This is a genomic window from Candidatus Nitrosopumilus sediminis, from assembly GCF_000299395.1.
Taxonomy (GTDB): Archaea; Thermoproteota; Nitrososphaeria; order Nitrososphaerales; family Nitrosopumilaceae; genus Nitrosopumilus; species Nitrosopumilus sediminis.
The window spans coordinates 336,671-353,715 of record NC_018656.1; the positions used below are offsets into that span (position 1 = coordinate 336,671).

The window sequence follows — 17,045 nt, forward strand, 5'->3', positions numbered from 1 at the left end:
AAATGGATTTCAGCTTTATTCTACTATTTATCGAGTCTATCCCCCTGCAGTTTGATATCTTTGGTGGTGAAGGGAGACAGGCTTTGGGAAGTGATGATCCTATGATCAAAGGAGTGGTTCTTTCAATGTTTGCAGTAACTGGGTTTGGTATATTGTTAAATCTGTTTAATTCTGGGGTACGAAAGAAGATGGTTGATAGTGTGAAACTAAAACGCATTATGAAAGAAACCAAAGCTTGGCAAAAAGAAAGAATGGCTGCAATGAGAGCAAAAGATCAAGCAAAGATTGCAGAGCTAGGAAAAAAATCATCATACATGAACAAAATGTCAATGGAGATGATGCAGATGAATATGCGACCTATGATGATTACCTTTGTTCCACTTATTTTGATATTTTATCTTGTATTGCCTGCACTATTTTCTTATACTGTTGCAATATCTCCAATTCCGCTAAATGTAATTCCCGGCGACATGTTCCAATTGACATGTTCAGCGGAACATGCAGCAATAGAAGGTGATCCTTGTTTTGGTAAAGAAAATGCATTGTATCTGTGGGCTTGGTATTTCCTTTCATCAATTGCATTTAGTGGGATTATCATGAGACTTACAAAAACCTCAATGGATCTCAGTTGACCAAATCTATCGTCATATCTGGTCCTCCCGCAGTAGGAAAGACAACTGTTGCTAAAGGATTAGCAGAAGAATTTCAATTACAATATCTCAGCGGCGGTGATGTGCTCAAGGAGATGGCAAATGAACATGGATTTGATTCTCATGGTGATGACTGGTGGGATACTGAAGAAGGGATGAAATTTCTTAACCAACGCGAACAGAATCCTGAATTTGATAAGAAGCTAGATGAGAAACTAATTGCTCTTTTTGAAAAGGGTGGAATGGTAATCACCAGCTATACCTTGCCATGGTTAATCAAAGACGGGATAAGAATCTGGCTGGAAGGCTCTCATGAAAGCAGCACAAAAAGAATGCAATCCAGAGACAGCATGAGTCCTGAAGATGCCTATGAGATCACTAAAAAAAGATTTGACAAGAACAAGGCCCTTTACAAAAAACTATACAACTTTGATTTCGGTGAGGATAAATCTGTGTTTGACTTGATAATAAATACAGATAATTTGACAGCACAACAAGTAATTGATGTAACAAAAGAAACTGTGAGAAAATTACTATGACTCTAAAGCAACTAGAAAATCTAATTGAAATTGATCAGGACATCACCGATGATGCATACGGAACATATTATGACAAAAGAACAATTGAGCAATTACTAAATTATGGAATTATTCTTTTAGACAAACCGCCAGGCCCTACAAGTCATGAAACAGTAGCTTGGACTAAACGTCTACTGAAACTCCCAAAAATTGGTCACAGTGGTACACTAGATCCTCAGGTTTCTGGAGTCTTGCCTTTGGGATTGGGTGAGGCAACAAAGGCATTAGGTGTTTTACTTTATGGTCCAAAAGAATATCATGCACTAGGACGTGTTCACTCTCTTCCATCAAAAGAAAAACTGCAAGAAGTTGTAGATATGTTCAGAGGCGAAATTTTCCAAAAACCTCCTCAACGTTCTGCAGTTCTCAGACAAACTAGAACCAGAACAATTTACGAGTTTGAAATTATAGAACAAAAAGAAAGACTGCTCTTAACGAGAATCCTATGTGAGGCTGGAACTTATATCAGAAAACTATACTATGACATTGGAGAAATACTAGGGCCTGGTGCCACAATGGTTGAGCTTAGAAGAACCAGAGTTGATCAGTTCTCCGAACGCGATGGATTAGTAACACTACACGAACTTGCAGATGCATTTGCATTGTGGGAGGAGAAAAAAGATGATAGCAAACTAATGAAGATGATCAAACCTGTTGAGCTAGCACTAAGTGAATTAAAGTCTGTGATAATTCGCGATTCTGCAGTTGATGCAATGTGCCATGGTGCACAACTTGCAATTCCTGGAATCTTGAAAATTTCTCCTAATTTGAAGAAAGGAGATATTGTTGGAGTTTATACCCAAAAAGGAGAGGCAGTCGCATTAGCTGAGGCAACAATGTCTGAAGAGGAAATTCGTGATGCAACAAAAGGTTATGCATTTGAAACAAAGAGAATCATTATGGCTCCTAACACATATCCTAAAAAGTGGAGGACAAAACCCACTCCTCCAAAGGATTAAAAAATCAAATAATTATTCTAAAGAAATTGTTAGCAAAAAGCCTTGTAATCTTTATTGGAATTGGTGTGATTGCAGCTCTTGGATTTGGAGTTTATCTAATCGATGTTAAAAATACCGGCCAGCTAGTTTTTGTTGATGGTCCATCAGTTTCTATAGTTACTGAAAAGTTTGATTTTAAGAAAGGTGAAGAGATAACCATTCGAATTGTAAATTCTGGAACAGTCCCGTTAACCTTTTCTGATGCCTCATATGGACTACGAATTACCGGCTTGTCTGGAATACTGATGTATACTCCTGTATCTGCTCAGGTAATATCTAATTTGGATCCTGGTGATGAAATTGAATTTTCATGGAATCAAATTAAAAATGATGGCGACACAGCTTTAGAAGGACTCTACAAAATCTCTGTGAAAGGAATGGATGATGTAGGAAAGAATGTCGAAAAATCTACAACGATAACAATTTGGAAATAACTCAGTAACATAATTTATAATCGCATTTTCTTCAATACAATTGTCGCAAGACTTGTGCCGGGGTCGCCTAGCCTGGTAGGGCGCGCGCCTGGAAATTGTTTAACCATAAAGCGCGTTCTCGCAAGGGAACGGGAGTTCAAATCTCCCTCCCGGCGCCATTTTTTAAAGTGTTAATGCAATGTTACAAATCTCACTTTAGACTGCAAGAGTAAAAGGTTCGAAGTACTTATGAATATCATAATTTTAACTTGATTAATTGAAAACTAGTTGAAAGAATTAGAGTTGAGATTATTTTCAATAGACCAATGATTACATTATAGAGGTCCTGTTTAAAATAATGGTGCGAAAATACAAACCAACTATATCATACAGATTAAGAGAGATTCCAATAAAGCAGATCAAAATATGGAAAGAGGCACAGGCACGAAAGCTTGACAGAGAAAACATCGCAGAACTTGCAAAGTCAATAAAAAATGAAGGACTGTTGAATCCACCTTTGGTTCAAAAAGAAGGTAAAAACACGTTTTTGCTAATGTCAGGCCAAAGACGTTTAGCTGCATTAAAGAGATTAGGCGCCAAGAAAATACCAGTGCATGTGCTTACAAAACAGACATCATATGATCTTGAGAATGCAAAGGCCGCATCAGTAGTTGAAAATATACATAGAAAAGACATGAATCACAAAGAGATTGCAGATTCGTGTAAATTTTTGACAGAACATGTTGGAAAATCATCTGCAGCAAAATCAATGGGAATGTCTATTCCAACCCTTAACAAATATCTGGGATTTGCAGGAGTTCCAGACAAATTAAAGTCGATGGTGCCTCAATTGTTATCTCGAGATGAGGTGACAAAACTATATCTAATAATACCTAACATTGCAAAAGCACAAAAAATAGCAGATAGAATTTCCAAACTAGATTCAGGTTTACGAAAAAGATATCTTCAGGCATTATCCCAATCACCAAAATCATCGCATCAAAAGCTGATTAAACGAGCAAAGAACATGAGAATCAAACAGAATTTATCTATAAAACTATCAAAGACCAATGCAAGAAAGCTTGCATCTCGATCAAACAAAAAAGAATTGACACCAGACGAGTTGGCATTAAAAATAATTTCAGACTACCTTAAGCGCAAAAGAAAATAATTCATTATTTTTGAAATAATGCCACATAACCAAGAAATTTCTTGGAACCATGCTTTCGTTATAAATGAAAGGGCACGGCATCAAACTAATTTCATAAATCCCGCTCAAAGTACACAACCAAAAAGTTCTGTTAAATTAGTTTGATGCCCTCCTTTTGCTGTATGTCGTGCCTAACTCTTATTGGAGTGTCAATGTGATCTGACAAATCGCCCTCCCGGCGCGGGAACTCTACCACCATTATGGGATTAAAAGTGGACGCAAGTATGCGTGAAAATTGTAATTTTAAAAATTAGATTATGGTTTGTAATCTTCAGCTGTTTTTTTCATTTCTTCTGACTTTACCATGGCATCATCTTTGTACTCAACATCTTGTTTCTCTGTTCCTGTAGAGTTGGATTTATGATCTTCAGCTGTTTTTTTCATTTCTTCTGATTTTTCCATAGCATCAGCATAGTTTGAGAGTTCTTTCATTGCAATACCAATGTCTTTTTTAGAATTATCGATTATCACTTGGATTCTTAATTGTGCTTGTTCTGGAAGTGTGTCTTTGAGTTCAGTTAGAACTTCCACATGTTTGGATGATGCAGACACTATATCTTCAGTTAAAGATGCCTTGTCTGCAGCTTTTGATGCAGAGTCTGCAATTTTCTTTGCATCAGATACTTGTTTTTCATAGTCTTTTGTTAAATCGTCAACTTGTTCAGGCATTCCTTTTTGAACCATTGCATTTGCTTCACTTAGTCGAAGTTCTGCAAATTTCAGATGTTTTGTAACTTTATCGTTTTGATTAAATGTAAATGCCAAGTCTAATCCTTCAAATGCTTTTTTGAATCCATATACAAATGAGTCAGGAGTGGTTCCAGGTTCAGGTAGATCATCAATACTTTGAGCATAGATACTAGGAATTGTCATTATCAATAATGAAATAGTAAGTAATGCTGTGATGCTATATTGATTCATACTAAAGCAGTGTCTTCCTAATATGACTGAGTAGAAACCAATACTGCTAATACAGGAAGTATTAGAATTTGTTTTGTTCTCGTCATTGTTAATATAATTGCAAATAGTGTATTAAGCCGCGCTGACATGGATGTTATTTTTACTTACACATTTGTTACCATTTCTTAGGTTTTAGTTAGCATTGATTCCTCTTCTGCAAGTAATTTTTCTACTTCGATTTTGTGAGGCTTACAATACAATCCATTTTCTACACATTCGGGGCATCTTAGATATTTGTAATAATCAATCATGTTGCAACTCGTTTCTTATTTGTTATAATACATTTCACCTGATTCCCCACATACAACGTTGTGTGTTTTTGTCAAAAAATATATCCGCTGCTTGCGAAATAGATAGTCTAAAAAAGAAAAAATTATTTTTGGCGTAATGATTCTACAACAAGTCTGTTCAAATCAATTACAAGACATGCAGGGTGAGTAATTTTTTCTGCTTCTATTCCACATGTATGACAAAACAATCTTGTTGGCTCCTCACATACTTTGCATATGTGTTCAACTTCCAACTTTGACTCACATATTCTACAAGAATTACTATGCATAGATATACAGTAGATAAATTAACTTAAAAATAATACTAAAATTAGAAACAGCTAATTAGTCTGGACTATTAATTCTAATCTTATAGAACATGTTAAGATCTATTTTTAATCTCAGAATCAATCTTTATGTTGTTTGTATAATTTTTGTTTTTGTGAATTATTAATCACTATAACCTCTTCATCGAATTTTTTATTTGGAATAAGCATTATTCTTGAATCCTCTAACTCAACAATTGTTTTTGTCAATCCGATCTGAATTATTTTACCATTTTTTTTGTCAAACTCGATTTCACTTCCCACATTCATTCTTCTTCCTAGAGCAATACTCATACCAGAAATTGCATTTTGTAGTTTGTTCAAATATACAAATGTGAAAAACAATAAAATAACACTGAGGGATGTGACGACTTCTATTGCCGGGGTTAGAATTTTCAGTGTTGCAGAAACATACATGATTTCAGCTATTGCGATGATTATGAAAATTACTCCTGTGGCCTTTCCTGAACCTAATAATGTTCTAAATTTTGTGAATTCTACTATTTTAATAATGATGAAAACTAGTGCGGTAATTACAATTGAAATAATTGCATACATTACATTACTATCCATTTTTCTAACTAATTTGATAAAGAATAAAAGAATCTGTATTGTTTCTAGCTTAATTTACACACATTTGCTGACAAAATATTAACTAATTCTTTTTACAAAAGATTTCAATGACTGAAAATAACGATTTGGTAAAAAATCTAGCAGAATGTTTTCAAACTAATGGATTAGAAGTTCTAACTGCAAAATGTAATGGCTTTGAAGAGCCTCCTGACATTCAAGGTATCAAACCTGATGTTGTTGGATGGGATTCTAAAGACGAAGTATATCATTTAGCAATTGTTGCTGATTCTAATACGTTTGAACATGATTATATTACAGAAAAAATAACTGTCTTATCCAAACAAGCAATGGGTACCGGACCTTCTTATGGAAAACGTTTGCCATTTTATGTTGGTGTTACCAAAGATGCAAATGCTGTAGTTGATAAAAAATTGCAAGAAATCGACCAAGTATCTAGAGAAAACATCAAAAAAATTCTAATTTAAGGAAATGTCTTCAATTATTTTCAGAGAACCATTAGTAAGCGATGCTGATTCCATATGGAATTTGGTAAATTCTAACAAACCTCTTGATGAAAATTCAAAATATCTTTATGTTTTGCTTTGCCATCAATTTTCAAAAACCTGTGTAGTTGCAGAATCTGATTCTAAAATCATTGGTTTTCTTTCCGGCTTCATTTCTCCAAAAAATCCTGACACTCTATTTGTTTGGCAGGCCGCAGTAGATGATGAGTTCAGAAATAAAGGAATAGCAAAAGAACTTGTCTTAAAAGCATTATCTCAAACAGATCCCACTGTACAGTTTGTTGAGGCCACAGTCACTCCTTCTAACAAGGCATCCTTGAAATTTTTACAGAATTTTGCCTCTCAACTTGACGCTGACTTTACAAAATCACCTTTGTTTTCAACTGAAATCTTGGGACATAATCATGAGCCTGAAGATTTGATACGAATTGGCCCAATACAAAAAAGTCTTTTGGAGGTTACTGCATGAAACGAATCAATACAATTGAATCTCAAGTAAGATCTTACTGTAGATCTTATCCTGTAATGTTTGATAAAGCAAAAGGTCCGTTCCTCTTTGACAAAGATGAAAATAAATACTATGATTTTTTGTGTGGAGCTGGCTCATTAAATTATGGACATAATAATCCTATTTTGAAAAAAGAGATTATTGATTATTTGAATCAAGACGGAATAATTCATAGTTTAGATCTTACTACAAAATCCAAAGAAGAATTTCTGAATTCCTTTTCAAAAAATATCTTGGCAACTAGGAATCTAAATTATAAAATTCAGTTTACTGGACCTACTGGAACAAATGCAGTAGAAGCAGCACTAAAAATTGCAAGAAAAGTAACTGGTAGAACCAATATTATTTCATTTACAAATGCTTTTCATGGTGTAACTTTAGGTTCTGTATCTGCCACAGGAAATAGTCATCATAGAGGTGGTGCAGGAACATCACTAAATGATGTCACATTTATGCCCTATGATGGTTACATGGGAAAGAAAATTAACACCATTGATTACCTACGACGTGTTCTGGAGGATAATAGTAGTGGAATAGATATGCCAGCTGCAGTTATTTTGGAAACAGTCCAAGGTGAAGGTGGAATTAATGTTGCAAGCTCTAAATGGCTTCAATCATTACAAGATCTTTGTCATGAATTTGGAATCTTAATGATTGTAGATGACATTCAAGCAGGATGTGGTCGCACAGGTACCTTTTTCAGTTTTGAAAATTCAGGAATCGAGCCTGATCTTATAGTTTTGTCTAAATCCATTAGTGGGTTTGGATTACCGTTTTCATTACTTTTACTGAAACCCGAATTTGATAAATGGAAACCTGGGGAGCATAATGGAACATTCAGAGGAAACAACATGGCCTTTGTTACTGCCAGGGCTACTATTGATAATTTTTGGACTACTCAGGAATTAGAAGCAGAGATTGCAATAAAATCCAATATTTTAAAAACTAGGCTTGAAAAAATTGCTCAAGAAAATATTTCCTCTGATGTTGAAGTTCGTGGAAAAGGAATGATCTATGGAATTGATTGTATTCTAGAAGATCTGGCAAGTGCAATTCAACAAAGGTGTTTTGAAAATGGATTGATTCTTGAAACATGTGGGTCTGATGATCAAGTTGTAAAACTTCTTCCCGCCTTGACAATCAATGAAAATGATTTGATAGGGGGATTAAATATTTTGGAAAAAAGCATTAAACAAGTGATGAGTCAATCTGACTTTCAGAAAAAACTTGAAGATTGGGTTGTTCAAAAATGATAGTGCGAAATATTGAATCTCTTCGTGGAACAGAACGTCAAATTGATTCGGAAAATTGGTCTAGTATTAGACTGATTCTTAAAGATGATAACATGGGTTTTTCATTTCATGAAACAACTCTTTATCCTGACACTGAAACTGAAATTTACTACAAAAATCATCTTGAGACAGTATATTGTATCGAGGGAACTGGTCAGATACAAGAAGATGATGGAACTGTACACAACATAAATCCAGGCACAGTTTATGCTTTAGATAAACATGATAAACATGTTCTTAGAGCATTTTCAAAAATGAGAATGATTTGTGTGTTTAATCCTGCATTGGTTGGCCCTGAAAAACATGACGAGAATGGCGTTTATCCTTTGATCAATCCTGGATCTTGATAATGGCTGAAAATAAGTTTTATTTGGATTCTTATCCTACACGAACAAGTTCTGAATCAAAAATTATTCAAAGAACGAACTCTGTTGTATATTGTGATTCTTATGATGAATTAAATAAAGAACAAGTAGATTTTTTTGAAAAAAATGGTTATCTAATATTTGAAAATTTATTTTCTTCTGATGAGATAACTAAACTGTTTGATGAGCTTACCTCTCTTTCACAAGATGAAATAAAAAAAGATCTTCCTCAATTCATTTTAGAAGAAACACAAAGAGATGTACGTTCTATTTTTGAAATTCATAAAATTAGTAAACTATATGGCAAACTTTGTAGAGATAAGAGAATTTTAAAAATAGCACAACAACTTTTGGGAAGTAAGGTCTACATTCATCAATCCCGTGTAAACCTTAAACCTGGATTTGATGGTAAAGAATTCTATTGGCATTCTGATTTTGAAACATGGCACTCTGAGGATGGTATGCCAAACATGCGTGCTGTTTCATGTTCAATTAGTTTGACTAAAAATTATGAATTTAATGGACCCTTGATGGTAATCCCTGGTTCACATAAGGAATTTGTATCTTGCAGTGGGAAAACACCTGATGAACACTATAAGCAATCTCTAAAAAGACAGGAAATAGGCACTCCTCAAAAAGAATTTCTAGAACAAATGGTTGAAAAAAGTAAGATTGTATCTGCAAAAGGAGATGCAGGTTCAGTAATCTTTTTTGATTGTAATATTATGCATGGTTCAAACGGCAATATCACGCCTTATCCTAGAAGTAATGCCTTTTTTGTTTATAATAGCATCCATAATACCTTGGTTGATCCATTTTGTGGTTTAAATCCCAGACCTACCTATATTGCAGAAAGAGAATTTTTGCCTCTTGAGCCTGTTGATAATTTTCTTGATTCAAAATAGATTCTAATAAATCTAAAAACAAAACAACGCTTTATTCGATCTAATTATTTCTGATCATGTCTAAAACAAATGGCTCTGTTTTTAATTATGTGGTGCCTCATGTAGGGTAAGAACATCATGTATGTTGTCTAGATGATGCAAAATTGACTACATTATAAGATCCAATCTTTTCTGTTTTTACAACACGACCCTATGCACCAAATGTGGAATTACTTCCTTAATGCGGCAATGTAAGTTTTTTGTCAAAACTTTTTGTGTGTGGTGATAGAAGACGCAGCATAAGGAAGATTCCACATAAACAATATCAAATGTGTAATTCATAATACCTTTTTAGCTATTTAATTGAAATTAAGCTTATGATGATAAAATTAAGTATTGTCTTTATCATGATATGTGATCAAAAATAAAAGTCATTCATCTAAAAATATTTTTTTATATTAAAAATTATTTATCTGCAAAGGAAAGACTAGAATTTCAAAATTCATCAACATAACATTGGTTTTTATAAAATATAAACATCTGTAAACAAAAAAAGGTAATATCATGAATTTAGCTTATGAATTAATAATAATGATTTTATTGTAAGTGGTTTATGGGAGTTTCTTATTTGCTTCTTACATGTGCGATTCATAAAAACACTGAAGTTGCAAACACTATTCGTAAACTGTCTGGTGTACGAGAAGCTGTGCCTGTACACGGTGCATATGATTGTATTGTAAAAGTTGAAAAATCAACACCAGATGATGCCATCCAATTTATTTTGTCTAGTATACGTCCGCTAGATGATATACGAAATATTATTACTTTACATGATGCACCACCCCTGATTATGAAACAAAATGTTTGAACACTTGAAATTAAATATATTTGTGTTAGATGATTCAATAGTTGTACAAAACCAAAAATACAAGTCCAAACATTTTCCTCGTTGTGGAATTACTGAAGTGGAATCATTTGTTTTGAATATGGTTAAAGATGGACAATTAGATGATCTCTTACATTAGACATTCCAAAAAGCGTTAGAGCAAAACAAACTCTATAACCCTGTTTTTTATTTATTATGAAATAATTTGGCAATAACCTGAGCTGAAATTATCTATATTAGCTTATGATTTGTTATATCTTAATAATTGATAATAATCTCATGAAAAATCTTTTAGATCCTAATCATGATTATCTTAAAACAGAGAAAAATGTGCGTAAATATCTAAAATCTTTGCCAAATTCCCAAATAAAATTATTTTATGAAGCTATTGAATATACATCATTTCCAGTATTATTAGCTCATGAATACACATCCAGGTTTAAGAAAAAAAAATCAAAACCTAAAAAATAATTTGTGTGCTAATAAGGCTTTAAATTACATCATCATATAATTTGTTTATTATGGATAAATTTGAAATTGTGTCTTCTAATTTTTTAGAATTAGCAAGTGAACAAAGATTAAGAATCTTATCTGCTTTAAACTCTAAGCCTCATAGAGTAACCATGCTTGCAAAAAAATTAGATGTAACATCTCAAGAAATTCATAGAAATCTAGAACGATTATCAAATTCTGGATTCGTAATTAAAAAACCTGATGAGCATTATTACATTACTACTACAGGACAATTGATGTTGAGCCAAATGCCAATAATGTTTTTTGTAACTAAAAATCAAAAATATTTTTCAACCCATGATATTGGAATATTGCCAGCTAAATTTAGTCGTAGATTGGGGGTTCTTGAAAATTGTGAACATGTCAAAGGCGTTACTAATGTTCTAGATAAATGGAAAAAAATCTATCAAAATTCTACAGAATTTATTAATGATATGATTAATGAATCTCCTTCTGGAATGGATGAAATTCTGATAAAGAGGGTCAATAACGGTGTAAAATATCGTCATATAGTGACCAGTGATCTTGAGGAACCAGAAGATAGGGTATCGGATTTAAAAAAATTAGGTTATTATGATTTAATCAAGAATAACAAAATTGAGAGAAAGGAAATTACAACCACTAAAACAATATTGATTCTAAATGAAAAAGAAGCTGGAATAATCTTCCCTACTCTTGATGGTCAACCTGATCTTCGACATATGTTTTATGGAAATAGTGGTATGTTCTTAGATTGGGCTGTTGATTATTTTGAGTATTATTGGAAAAAGGCAAAAAATATTTCCAGAGTGAATAATCATAAATAATTACTCATTTGAATGACTTTTTTCCACATCTGATACATTGAGTTTGATAATCGACCAATCAAATCCCTCTGTAATTCAGTTTCTTATATTATGTCTAATGGTAACTGTCTCGCCTTCTTTAACTTTCAATCTCGGTTTGTTATCTGAATGATTCGTTACTACCATTAATGTCTCACAGTTTGGACAAAGTAAAGTGTCCATTCCAGATTTTTCAATAATTATGTTTGTTTCTAAATGCGCTTTTCCACAATTAACACATGTTTCTGATTTATCATTGACGGTGTTTATTTTTGATACATAATATGTCATATCATAAATCTCCTGATTCCAAATTAACTATGTGTAATCCTAAGATATGCTTCATGGATACTATTTTTACTAATGTTTTATTATGACTCGTAAAATAATTAGCTGAAAATCATATTTGAAGCTGATTGCAGTTACTGTTTTGCCCTATTTGTTACTTTTACCGTCTTTTACCTGCAATTCTTGGCATTATGCTGTTTCTGAAATTAATGGGTTATGATTCATATCTACTAATCTGCATAATGAATGAATTTGCTCTTCTGGTTCAAAATAGCATTCTTTACAATTGAACTTGTTTGGTTCATTACAAATTGAACATTCTTGTTTGATTGTTAGTTCCATTCCACATTTTCTACAACTATCAACTCTCATAATACAAGTACATCAAAATTTGCAATATATCTTGGTCAGCTGCATAGCTTACTTGTAATCTACTAGTTTTACCTGATTCTATCTATAACTATCACTAAATATGATCATGAAATCACAACAAATCTCAAACTGGGATAAAATGGTTCATGCCCCTTTCAAAAAGGTCGTAAAATTCGATCTTATCTGCATGGGAATCGGTGTGGTGATGGGAGTTGGCATTGGAGCATATTCAGTTGCTAGCGGTATCTTAAGCTAGCAACACAACTCTTTTTTATAAAAACTTGAAACTGTTTTCTTAGTTACAGCTTATTTCCCTCTAGTTTTTATCTTTCAAAATTATAATGAGTTTCTAATGGGTGACTTGATTGATGAAACTGCTGACTATGTTTTGGAATTAGCTAGTTCTCAAAGATTGAATATTTTATTTAGATTGTCAAGCAAAAATTTGACTCCTACTGCACTTGCAAAAGAAATTGATGCAACAAAACAGGAAGTACACAGAAATTTCACAAGACTAGAAGAAAATGGGTTAATAAAAAAGAAAATTGATGGAACATACACATTAACGACATTTGGACAGATAGTGTGTACCCAGGTCCCATCGTTAGTATTTCTTACACAAAACAGGAAATATTTTGAAGAGCACAATTTTGGAGAAATTCCACACAAATTTCAAATGCGTTGTGGCCAATTAGCAGTGTGTCAACGTGTTAAGGGTTTTTCTAAAACAATAGAACAATGGAAAAATATTTACAAAAATTCTGATGATTACATATACGAAATATTATCAGAAGTTCCTCTAGATCTGATTGAGCCACTCATAAAGAAAGTCAAGAAAGGAATAAAATTTGATTACATTTTTTCTGAATCTGCAGTAGTTCCAAAAGGAAGGAAGGCACTTCTTAAGAAATTAGGGTTTGATAAATTAATGGAAGATGGATTGATTCAAAGAAAAATGACAAAAAATGTTCAAACAGTTCTTGTAATGAATGAGAAAGAGGCATGCATAATGTTTCCTACAGTAAATGGAGAGTCTGATATTAGTGAAATGTTCTATTCAGATGATCCAATGTTTCATGAATGGTGTCTTGATTATTTCAGATATTGCTGGTATGGCTCTGATGTTTTCAAAGAGAGCAAATTAAAAGAATAAATCACAATGATTTAGAACATTTCTCGCATAGCACAGGTTTATCTGTTGAATAAATTAATTTTGCATCTTTTTCTGTAATGCCGCATTTAAAACATTCAACAATTCTTACCATGTTACTGTTCTATTTTCATCATTAAAAAATCATATGTCTATTTTTTTAAATTTTATAATCACGAATAAGTTTAATAGTTAATTGAGTAATATTATTCATGTCTATACAAAGACCTACAATTAGAAAACCAAAAATCCCAAAAATAAAAAAACCTCTAATTTCTAAACGTAAACGTATTGTAAAAAAAGCCCCTACACTTTCAGTGGGACGAATCAAGACAAAAACATCTCATAAAAAACACATCACACACAAAAAACATACTACAATTGTGGGAACATGTTATCTTGAAGAAAATTGCAAGGGTGTCATATCTAGGAAAATTACAAAATCCCAATGCAAGCGTCAGGGTGGAAAGAGCTGGAAGAAAGTTGGTGGAAAATGTGAGAAATTATAGTTTCTCTAATTTAGCTTTTTGTAATATGGATATGCTTACAAAGAAATTATGCGAGTAATTATGCTCAAAACAACAAAAATAGGTATTGTAAATATCATATGATGTATTCAGGTTAAAATAAAACCGCTCCTCAAATGTTTAACATTGCACATTTAACACTAACATAAATATGATTTACGGTGCTATCGTGGTAAATTTTTTCAGGACTGACTTTAGAGGATTTACCCATAACAATTAGATCGATTTTATGGGATTTTACATAAGATATGATACATGTTGAGGCAACGTTACAACTAGAAATTTTTGAATTACATTGAATGTTGGATTCTTTTGCTATCTGTTCTAATTCTGATAACTTTTTTTCCATTACTTCATTTCTTTTCTTCATGTCTTTTTTTTCGGATTTTGTATCAAAAAATCCAAAGGTAGAGTTTTTTTCCATACAAGCAAGGATAGTGATTTTAGAAGAAAATTTTTTTGCAAGTTGAATTGCACTATTAAATGCCTTATCTCCAGGCTTTGTTCCATCATAGGGTACAAGAATATGTCGAAAGAGTAATTCCATGTGTTAAAACCAACTATGTTGCATGTTGAATATATCCCATTGTTTATTTTATGAAATTTTCTTTATTAACTCCTGATATGATGGTGTATTTGACGTACAAACATGATGATATAGTAGACATATTGGTAAGAATTGTAAAATAATTAGATAATTCTTGCAATTATTTTTGCAAAGTCTCTACCATCTTTAGTTAATGAGATGTGGATTTTATTATCATAAATTGTAGATTTAGCAAGGCCTTTTTTTTCCATCCAGACAACATGTTTTGCAAGTCTTGCATAGTTTAGTTTGGTATCTAATGCCATCTGTGTTTTTCCTTCTGAAGGATGTTCAAGCATAAATTTTACTATCCTCATCAGAGTTTTCATACTGGGATCAAAAGTAGGTGCGATGGATTTGGATTTTATGATGTCTAACACTTTAGGATTGACAATTTTACTCAATATTGGCCCAATTACCTTTCTAAATGGTAGCTTATAATCCATATCTCCATAGACAGGCATATCTAATCTACAGTTTGAGAGATAACTTGCTTTTGGTACTAATTACCACTATACTTACAATTGACACAACCAAAATCATCATTGCAATTGTTCCAAATTCAGGAACCACTTTAATCTCAAGAGATTCTCCATGAGGTCCAGTTATAGGAATATTTGCTCCCGTTCCTTGCAGTGTTATCTTGATGTTTACATTCTCATTACTAGGCAATTCTTCAGTAAGATGATCTCCGATGCCCATTTGTTGGTTAACCATAGTTTTATCCAAAATAATTTGATCGTCTTGAGTTACAATTATGTCATAGTTTACATCTGTTATTTCTTGTCCATTTTTATCTGTAAATCTTACATTGATTGTCATATGTTCTCTCTCTACAGGTTCTGTAGATGTAACGAATATCCAAGTAGAGCCATCATCTGAAACAGTTTCTATTTTGATCATTGATCCCAGGTGATTTGCACCCAGACTAAGAGGAGTTAAAATAATCTCTTCTTGAGCAAAAACATTCACACTAAAACTAGATAGAACAAATAATGAAACTATAACAATAGAGAAACCATGAATAAACTTCATTTTCTTTGGGTGTATTTTAAATGATTTTGACAATACATTATCTCATGTTATAGATTATTAACTAACGCTGACATGAATGTTGGTTTAATGTACATATTTGAAATTAACATGGACAAAATTGTCAATGTTGGAATTATTAAAAATGGACATCCGACATTGAAGAATAAACATCACATAGAATGAATTATCAAAAGTCTAGTTTTCATTTCCTAATCTCAAGTCTAATTTTCAATTCTAAATAAAAATTAGTAGAGGGTTCCCCATCCTCGTGTTTCAAGAGATATCGCAGTTAATGGTTCAACGCATGCAACTGAATCTCTGTGGTTGCTCTGAACTAGCATGTGCTTATCCATGCAAATAACTTGTGCAGCATTTGTACCTAATTCAATTTGTTTCAAGGGGGTCAAATACATCCCTGTTGATTGATCATGTACCAAGTCGTTAATTCCAATTACAATTAGGGCTTTGTTAGTTGCAGACACATGTGAGGCCTCAATTCCGTAAACTCCTTTGTCAAACGAGCCTAAAGGACCAGTGATCAAGGCAGAAAATTTACCATCCTCTACATTGCTTCGGTCTTGAATTATTTTATTACCATTTGAGTCATAGACTACAATTGTAACTAGTTCATAGAATGCATCTCCCGGAACTACTGTACCTGTAAGAAATATTCTCGCAGTTGGTTCAAAAACAGTTTTTTCTAAAACTAAAGTTATTTCAGATTCTGCTAATGCATAACCATGACTCAATGACGATGCGATTATTATTGAGACTATGATCATACTTAGTTTGTTTATTTTATTGTTCATGTATTGTATGTTTTATGATATTTACAGTATTAACTGACGCTGATATTACGGTGTGTTTGATGAACATATCTAATAATATAATTGACATATTGGTAAGTATTGTAAACTTACTAGATGATTATCAAAATTATATTTTGTTAGAAAAAATCTAAAGGTGATCAAGCTTCTCGTCCATTAACTGTTCGTTCTGCTGCTTCACTGAAAGCTTTTTCTGAAACTTCTTTTCCTTTTTTAATAGGTTTTTTAGATAGTGTTTTTGGACCTTTACCACTAGGGGTGACTGTTCGCTCTGCTGCATTATCGTAAGCTTCTTTTGTAATGGCCTTTCCTTTCTTATCCGCAACTGTTTTTTGCGGTATTGGTTTGTTTTCTGCTGCTATGACAGTTCTTTTTGCAACAGTATTCCATGCTGATTCTTTAGATTTCTTGATTTTTTCACTCATAATTTTTTATGGTGAAATAGCTAATTAAGAAGAACGGATGTTTATGTAAAGAAGATGTACAG

The 17,045-nt window shown here is 32.8% G+C and carries 28 protein-coding genes and 1 tRNA gene; 18 read left to right on the forward strand and 11 right to left on the reverse strand.

The window, feature by feature from the left end; translation table 11 throughout:
* Positions 1–2 precede the first annotated feature (2 nt).
* The 6 genes from NSED_RS01990 to NSED_RS02015 all read left to right on the forward strand — a co-directional run bounded on the left by NSED_RS01990 (position 3) and on the right by NSED_RS02015 (position 3,810).
* A complete protein-coding gene (locus tag NSED_RS01990; RefSeq protein WP_014964573.1) occupies positions 3–632 on the forward strand; it encodes an EMC3/TMCO1 family protein in 630 nt (209 codons plus the stop codon).
* Positions 629–1,189 (forward strand): cytidylate kinase-like family protein, encoded by a 561-nt coding sequence (locus NSED_RS01995; protein WP_014964574.1) that lies wholly within the window; start codon positions 629–631, stop codon positions 1,187–1,189. Before NSED_RS01990 ends, NSED_RS01995 begins: the two co-directional genes overlap by 4 nt.
* The gene (locus tag NSED_RS02000; RefSeq protein WP_014964575.1) at positions 1,186–2,187 is read left to right on the forward strand and encodes an RNA-guided pseudouridylation complex pseudouridine synthase subunit Cbf5; all 1,002 of its coding nucleotides are present in this window, start codon (positions 1,186–1,188) and stop codon (positions 2,185–2,187) included. The genes NSED_RS01995 and NSED_RS02000 overlap by 4 nt, the downstream gene beginning before the upstream one ends.
* A gap of 26 nt (positions 2,188–2,213) precedes the next feature.
* Complete coding sequence (locus tag NSED_RS02005; RefSeq protein WP_014964576.1) at positions 2,214–2,660, forward strand: cupredoxin domain-containing protein; 447 nt, start codon at positions 2,214–2,216, stop codon at positions 2,658–2,660.
* A gap of 56 nt (positions 2,661–2,716) precedes the next feature.
* Positions 2,717–2,818 (forward strand) — tRNA-Ser (locus tag NSED_RS02010).
* A 179-nt stretch (positions 2,819–2,997) separates the two neighbouring features.
* Complete coding sequence (locus NSED_RS02015) at positions 2,998–3,810, forward strand: ParB/RepB/Spo0J family partition protein (RefSeq protein ID WP_014964577.1); 813 nt, start codon at positions 2,998–3,000, stop codon at positions 3,808–3,810.
* A 294-nt stretch (positions 3,811–4,104) separates the two neighbouring features.
* On the opposite strand, the gene NSED_RS02020 is transcribed toward NSED_RS02015, so the two are convergent.
* The 4 genes from NSED_RS02020 to NSED_RS02030 all read right to left on the reverse strand — a co-directional run bounded on the left by NSED_RS02020 (position 4,105) and on the right by NSED_RS02030 (position 5,977).
* Positions 4,105–4,770, reverse strand: a complete 666-nt coding sequence (locus NSED_RS02020) for a DUF5667 domain-containing protein (RefSeq protein ID WP_014964578.1) — start codon at positions 4,768–4,770, stop codon at positions 4,105–4,107.
* A 164-nt stretch (positions 4,771–4,934) separates the two neighbouring features.
* Positions 4,935–5,060, reverse strand: a complete 126-nt coding sequence (locus tag NSED_RS10900) for a hypothetical protein (protein ID WP_016940055.1) — start codon at positions 5,058–5,060, stop codon at positions 4,935–4,937.
* A 122-nt stretch (positions 5,061–5,182) separates the two neighbouring features.
* A complete protein-coding gene (locus tag NSED_RS02025; protein ID WP_026090024.1) occupies positions 5,183–5,368 on the reverse strand; it encodes a hypothetical protein in 186 nt (61 codons plus the stop codon).
* A gap of 117 nt (positions 5,369–5,485) precedes the next feature.
* A complete protein-coding gene (locus tag NSED_RS02030; RefSeq protein ID WP_014964579.1) occupies positions 5,486–5,977 on the reverse strand; it encodes a mechanosensitive ion channel domain-containing protein in 492 nt (163 codons plus the stop codon).
* Positions 5,978–6,084: 107 nt separating this feature from the next.
* Between NSED_RS02030 and NSED_RS02035 the strand changes: the two genes are divergently transcribed.
* The 9 genes from NSED_RS02035 to NSED_RS02070 all read left to right on the forward strand — a co-directional run bounded on the left by NSED_RS02035 (position 6,085) and on the right by NSED_RS02070 (position 11,755).
* The gene (locus tag NSED_RS02035) at positions 6,085–6,462 is read left to right on the forward strand and encodes a hypothetical protein (RefSeq protein WP_014964580.1); all 378 of its coding nucleotides are present in this window, start codon (positions 6,085–6,087) and stop codon (positions 6,460–6,462) included.
* Positions 6,463–6,466: 4 nt separating this feature from the next.
* Complete coding sequence (gene ectA / locus NSED_RS02040) at positions 6,467–6,970, forward strand: diaminobutyrate acetyltransferase (protein WP_014964581.1); 504 nt, start codon at positions 6,467–6,469, stop codon at positions 6,968–6,970.
* A complete protein-coding gene (gene ectB, locus NSED_RS02045) occupies positions 6,967–8,262 on the forward strand; it encodes a diaminobutyrate--2-oxoglutarate transaminase (protein ID WP_014964582.1) in 1,296 nt (431 codons plus the stop codon). The genes ectA and ectB overlap by 4 nt, the downstream gene beginning before the upstream one ends.
* Positions 8,259–8,648, forward strand: a complete 390-nt coding sequence (locus NSED_RS02050) for an ectoine synthase (RefSeq protein ID WP_014964583.1) — start codon at positions 8,259–8,261, stop codon at positions 8,646–8,648. Before ectB ends, NSED_RS02050 begins: the two co-directional genes overlap by 4 nt.
* Before the next feature lie 2 nt (positions 8,649–8,650).
* Positions 8,651–9,571, forward strand: coding sequence for an ectoine hydroxylase (gene thpD, locus NSED_RS02055; protein ID WP_014964584.1), 921 nt, complete (start codon positions 8,651–8,653; stop codon positions 9,569–9,571).
* Between the two features lie 592 nt (positions 9,572–10,163).
* Positions 10,164–10,418 (forward strand): Lrp/AsnC ligand binding domain-containing protein, encoded by a 255-nt coding sequence (locus NSED_RS02060; RefSeq protein WP_014964585.1) that lies wholly within the window; start codon positions 10,164–10,166, stop codon positions 10,416–10,418.
* A 4-nt stretch (positions 10,419–10,422) separates the two neighbouring features.
* Positions 10,423–10,575 carry a hypothetical protein gene (locus NSED_RS10375; protein WP_162129645.1) on the forward strand — a complete coding sequence of 51 codons (153 nt, stop codon included), beginning with the start codon at positions 10,423–10,425 and terminating at the stop codon, positions 10,573–10,575.
* A gap of 140 nt (positions 10,576–10,715) precedes the next feature.
* Complete coding sequence (locus NSED_RS02065) at positions 10,716–10,907, forward strand: hypothetical protein (RefSeq protein ID WP_014964586.1); 192 nt, start codon at positions 10,716–10,718, stop codon at positions 10,905–10,907.
* A gap of 50 nt (positions 10,908–10,957) precedes the next feature.
* Positions 10,958–11,755 (forward strand): helix-turn-helix transcriptional regulator, encoded by a 798-nt coding sequence (locus NSED_RS02070; protein ID WP_014964587.1) that lies wholly within the window; start codon positions 10,958–10,960, stop codon positions 11,753–11,755.
* Positions 11,756–11,830: 75 nt separating this feature from the next.
* Here NSED_RS02070 and NSED_RS02075 read toward each other — a convergent pair whose 3' ends face one another.
* Positions 11,831–12,064 carry a hypothetical protein gene (locus NSED_RS02075; RefSeq protein ID WP_014964588.1) on the reverse strand — a complete coding sequence of 78 codons (234 nt, stop codon included), beginning with the start codon at positions 12,062–12,064 and terminating at the stop codon, positions 11,831–11,833.
* 186 nt (positions 12,065–12,250) lie between these two features.
* Entirely contained in the window at positions 12,251–12,433 is a 183-nt protein-coding gene (locus NSED_RS02080) for a hypothetical protein (protein ID WP_014964589.1), read from the reverse strand.
* 106 nt (positions 12,434–12,539) lie between these two features.
* Here NSED_RS02080 and NSED_RS10405 point away from each other — a divergent pair, with 106 nt between their 5' ends.
* The 3 genes from NSED_RS10405 to NSED_RS02090 all read left to right on the forward strand — a co-directional run bounded on the left by NSED_RS10405 (position 12,540) and on the right by NSED_RS02090 (position 14,092).
* Positions 12,540–12,689 carry a hypothetical protein gene (locus tag NSED_RS10405; RefSeq protein WP_016940061.1) on the forward strand — a complete coding sequence of 50 codons (150 nt, stop codon included), beginning with the start codon at positions 12,540–12,542 and terminating at the stop codon, positions 12,687–12,689.
* A gap of 96 nt (positions 12,690–12,785) precedes the next feature.
* Positions 12,786–13,586: a helix-turn-helix transcriptional regulator gene (locus NSED_RS02085; protein ID WP_014964590.1), complete on the forward strand. Its 801-nt coding sequence runs from the start codon at positions 12,786–12,788 to the stop codon at positions 13,584–13,586.
* A 209-nt stretch (positions 13,587–13,795) separates the two neighbouring features.
* Positions 13,796–14,092, forward strand: coding sequence for a hypothetical protein (locus tag NSED_RS02090; protein ID WP_014964591.1), 297 nt, complete (start codon positions 13,796–13,798; stop codon positions 14,090–14,092).
* 130 nt (positions 14,093–14,222) lie between these two features.
* Here NSED_RS02090 and NSED_RS02095 read toward each other — a convergent pair whose 3' ends face one another.
* The 5 genes from NSED_RS02095 to NSED_RS02115 form a co-directional block, all read right to left on the reverse strand.
* Positions 14,223–14,657, reverse strand: a complete 435-nt coding sequence (locus NSED_RS02095; RefSeq protein ID WP_014964592.1) for a universal stress protein — start codon at positions 14,655–14,657, stop codon at positions 14,223–14,225.
* A gap of 143 nt (positions 14,658–14,800) precedes the next feature.
* The gene (locus NSED_RS02100; RefSeq protein ID WP_014964593.1) at positions 14,801–15,160 is read right to left on the reverse strand and encodes a hypothetical protein; all 360 of its coding nucleotides are present in this window, start codon (positions 15,158–15,160) and stop codon (positions 14,801–14,803) included.
* Between the two features lie 7 nt (positions 15,161–15,167).
* A complete protein-coding gene (locus NSED_RS02105) occupies positions 15,168–15,764 on the reverse strand; it encodes a PEFG-CTERM sorting domain-containing protein (RefSeq protein ID WP_014964594.1) in 597 nt (198 codons plus the stop codon).
* Positions 15,765–15,976: 212 nt separating this feature from the next.
* Entirely contained in the window at positions 15,977–16,540 is a 564-nt protein-coding gene (locus tag NSED_RS02110; protein ID WP_016940063.1) for a hypothetical protein, read from the reverse strand.
* 158 nt (positions 16,541–16,698) lie between these two features.
* Entirely contained in the window at positions 16,699–16,983 is a 285-nt protein-coding gene (locus tag NSED_RS02115) for a hypothetical protein (protein WP_014964596.1), read from the reverse strand.
* Positions 16,984–17,045 lie beyond the last annotated feature (62 nt).

Excerpts from the sequence above, each read along its gene's own strand:
- NSED_RS02025 (WP_026090024.1), bottom strand. The coding sequence starts at position 5,368 with ATGCATAGTAATTCTTGTAGAATATGTGAGTCAAAGTTGGAAGTTGAA.
- NSED_RS02070 (WP_014964587.1), top strand. The coding sequence starts at position 10,958 with ATGGATAAATTTGAAATTGTGTCTTCTAATTTTTTAGAATTAGCAAGT.
- NSED_RS02095 (WP_014964592.1), bottom strand. The coding sequence starts at position 14,657 with ATGGAATTACTCTTTCGACATATTCTTGTACCCTATGATGGAACAAAG.
- NSED_RS02075 (WP_014964588.1), bottom strand. The coding sequence starts at position 12,064 with ATGACATATTATGTATCAAAAATAAACACCGTCAATGATAAATCAGAA.
- NSED_RS02020 (WP_014964578.1), bottom strand. The coding sequence starts at position 4,770 with ATGAATCAATATAGCATCACAGCATTACTTACTATTTCATTATTGATA.
- NSED_RS01990 (WP_014964573.1), top strand. The coding sequence starts at position 3 with ATGGATTTCAGCTTTATTCTACTATTTATCGAGTCTATCCCCCTGCAG.
- NSED_RS02090 (WP_014964591.1), top strand. The coding sequence starts at position 13,796 with ATGTCTATACAAAGACCTACAATTAGAAAACCAAAAATCCCAAAAATA.
- NSED_RS02015 (WP_014964577.1), top strand. The coding sequence starts at position 2,998 with ATGGTGCGAAAATACAAACCAACTATATCATACAGATTAAGAGAGATT.
- thpD (WP_014964584.1), top strand. The coding sequence starts at position 8,651 with ATGGCTGAAAATAAGTTTTATTTGGATTCTTATCCTACACGAACAAGT.
- NSED_RS02110 (WP_016940063.1), bottom strand. The coding sequence starts at position 16,540 with ATGAACAATAAAATAAACAAACTAAGTATGATCATAGTCTCAATAATA.
- NSED_RS02035 (WP_014964580.1), top strand. The coding sequence starts at position 6,085 with ATGACTGAAAATAACGATTTGGTAAAAAATCTAGCAGAATGTTTTCAA.
- ectA (WP_014964581.1), top strand. The coding sequence starts at position 6,467 with ATGTCTTCAATTATTTTCAGAGAACCATTAGTAAGCGATGCTGATTCC.
- NSED_RS02115 (WP_014964596.1), bottom strand. The coding sequence starts at position 16,983 with ATGAGTGAAAAAATCAAGAAATCTAAAGAATCAGCATGGAATACTGTT.
- NSED_RS02030 (WP_014964579.1), bottom strand. The coding sequence starts at position 5,977 with ATGGATAGTAATGTAATGTATGCAATTATTTCAATTGTAATTACCGCA.
- NSED_RS02080 (WP_014964589.1), bottom strand. The coding sequence starts at position 12,433 with ATGAGAGTTGATAGTTGTAGAAAATGTGGAATGGAACTAACAATCAAA.
- NSED_RS02000 (WP_014964575.1), top strand. The coding sequence starts at position 1,186 with ATGACTCTAAAGCAACTAGAAAATCTAATTGAAATTGATCAGGACATC.
- NSED_RS02060 (WP_014964585.1), top strand. The coding sequence starts at position 10,164 with ATGGGAGTTTCTTATTTGCTTCTTACATGTGCGATTCATAAAAACACT.
- ectB (WP_014964582.1), top strand. The coding sequence starts at position 6,967 with ATGAAACGAATCAATACAATTGAATCTCAAGTAAGATCTTACTGTAGA.
- NSED_RS02065 (WP_014964586.1), top strand. The coding sequence starts at position 10,716 with ATGAAAAATCTTTTAGATCCTAATCATGATTATCTTAAAACAGAGAAA.
- NSED_RS02085 (WP_014964590.1), top strand. The coding sequence starts at position 12,786 with ATGGGTGACTTGATTGATGAAACTGCTGACTATGTTTTGGAATTAGCT.
- NSED_RS02100 (WP_014964593.1), bottom strand. The coding sequence starts at position 15,160 with ATGCCTGTCTATGGAGATATGGATTATAAGCTACCATTTAGAAAGGTA.
- NSED_RS10405 (WP_016940061.1), top strand. The coding sequence starts at position 12,540 with ATGAAATCACAACAAATCTCAAACTGGGATAAAATGGTTCATGCCCCT.
- NSED_RS02050 (WP_014964583.1), top strand. The coding sequence starts at position 8,259 with ATGATAGTGCGAAATATTGAATCTCTTCGTGGAACAGAACGTCAAATT.
- NSED_RS10900 (WP_016940055.1), bottom strand. The coding sequence starts at position 5,060 with ATGATTGATTATTACAAATATCTAAGATGCCCCGAATGTGTAGAAAAT.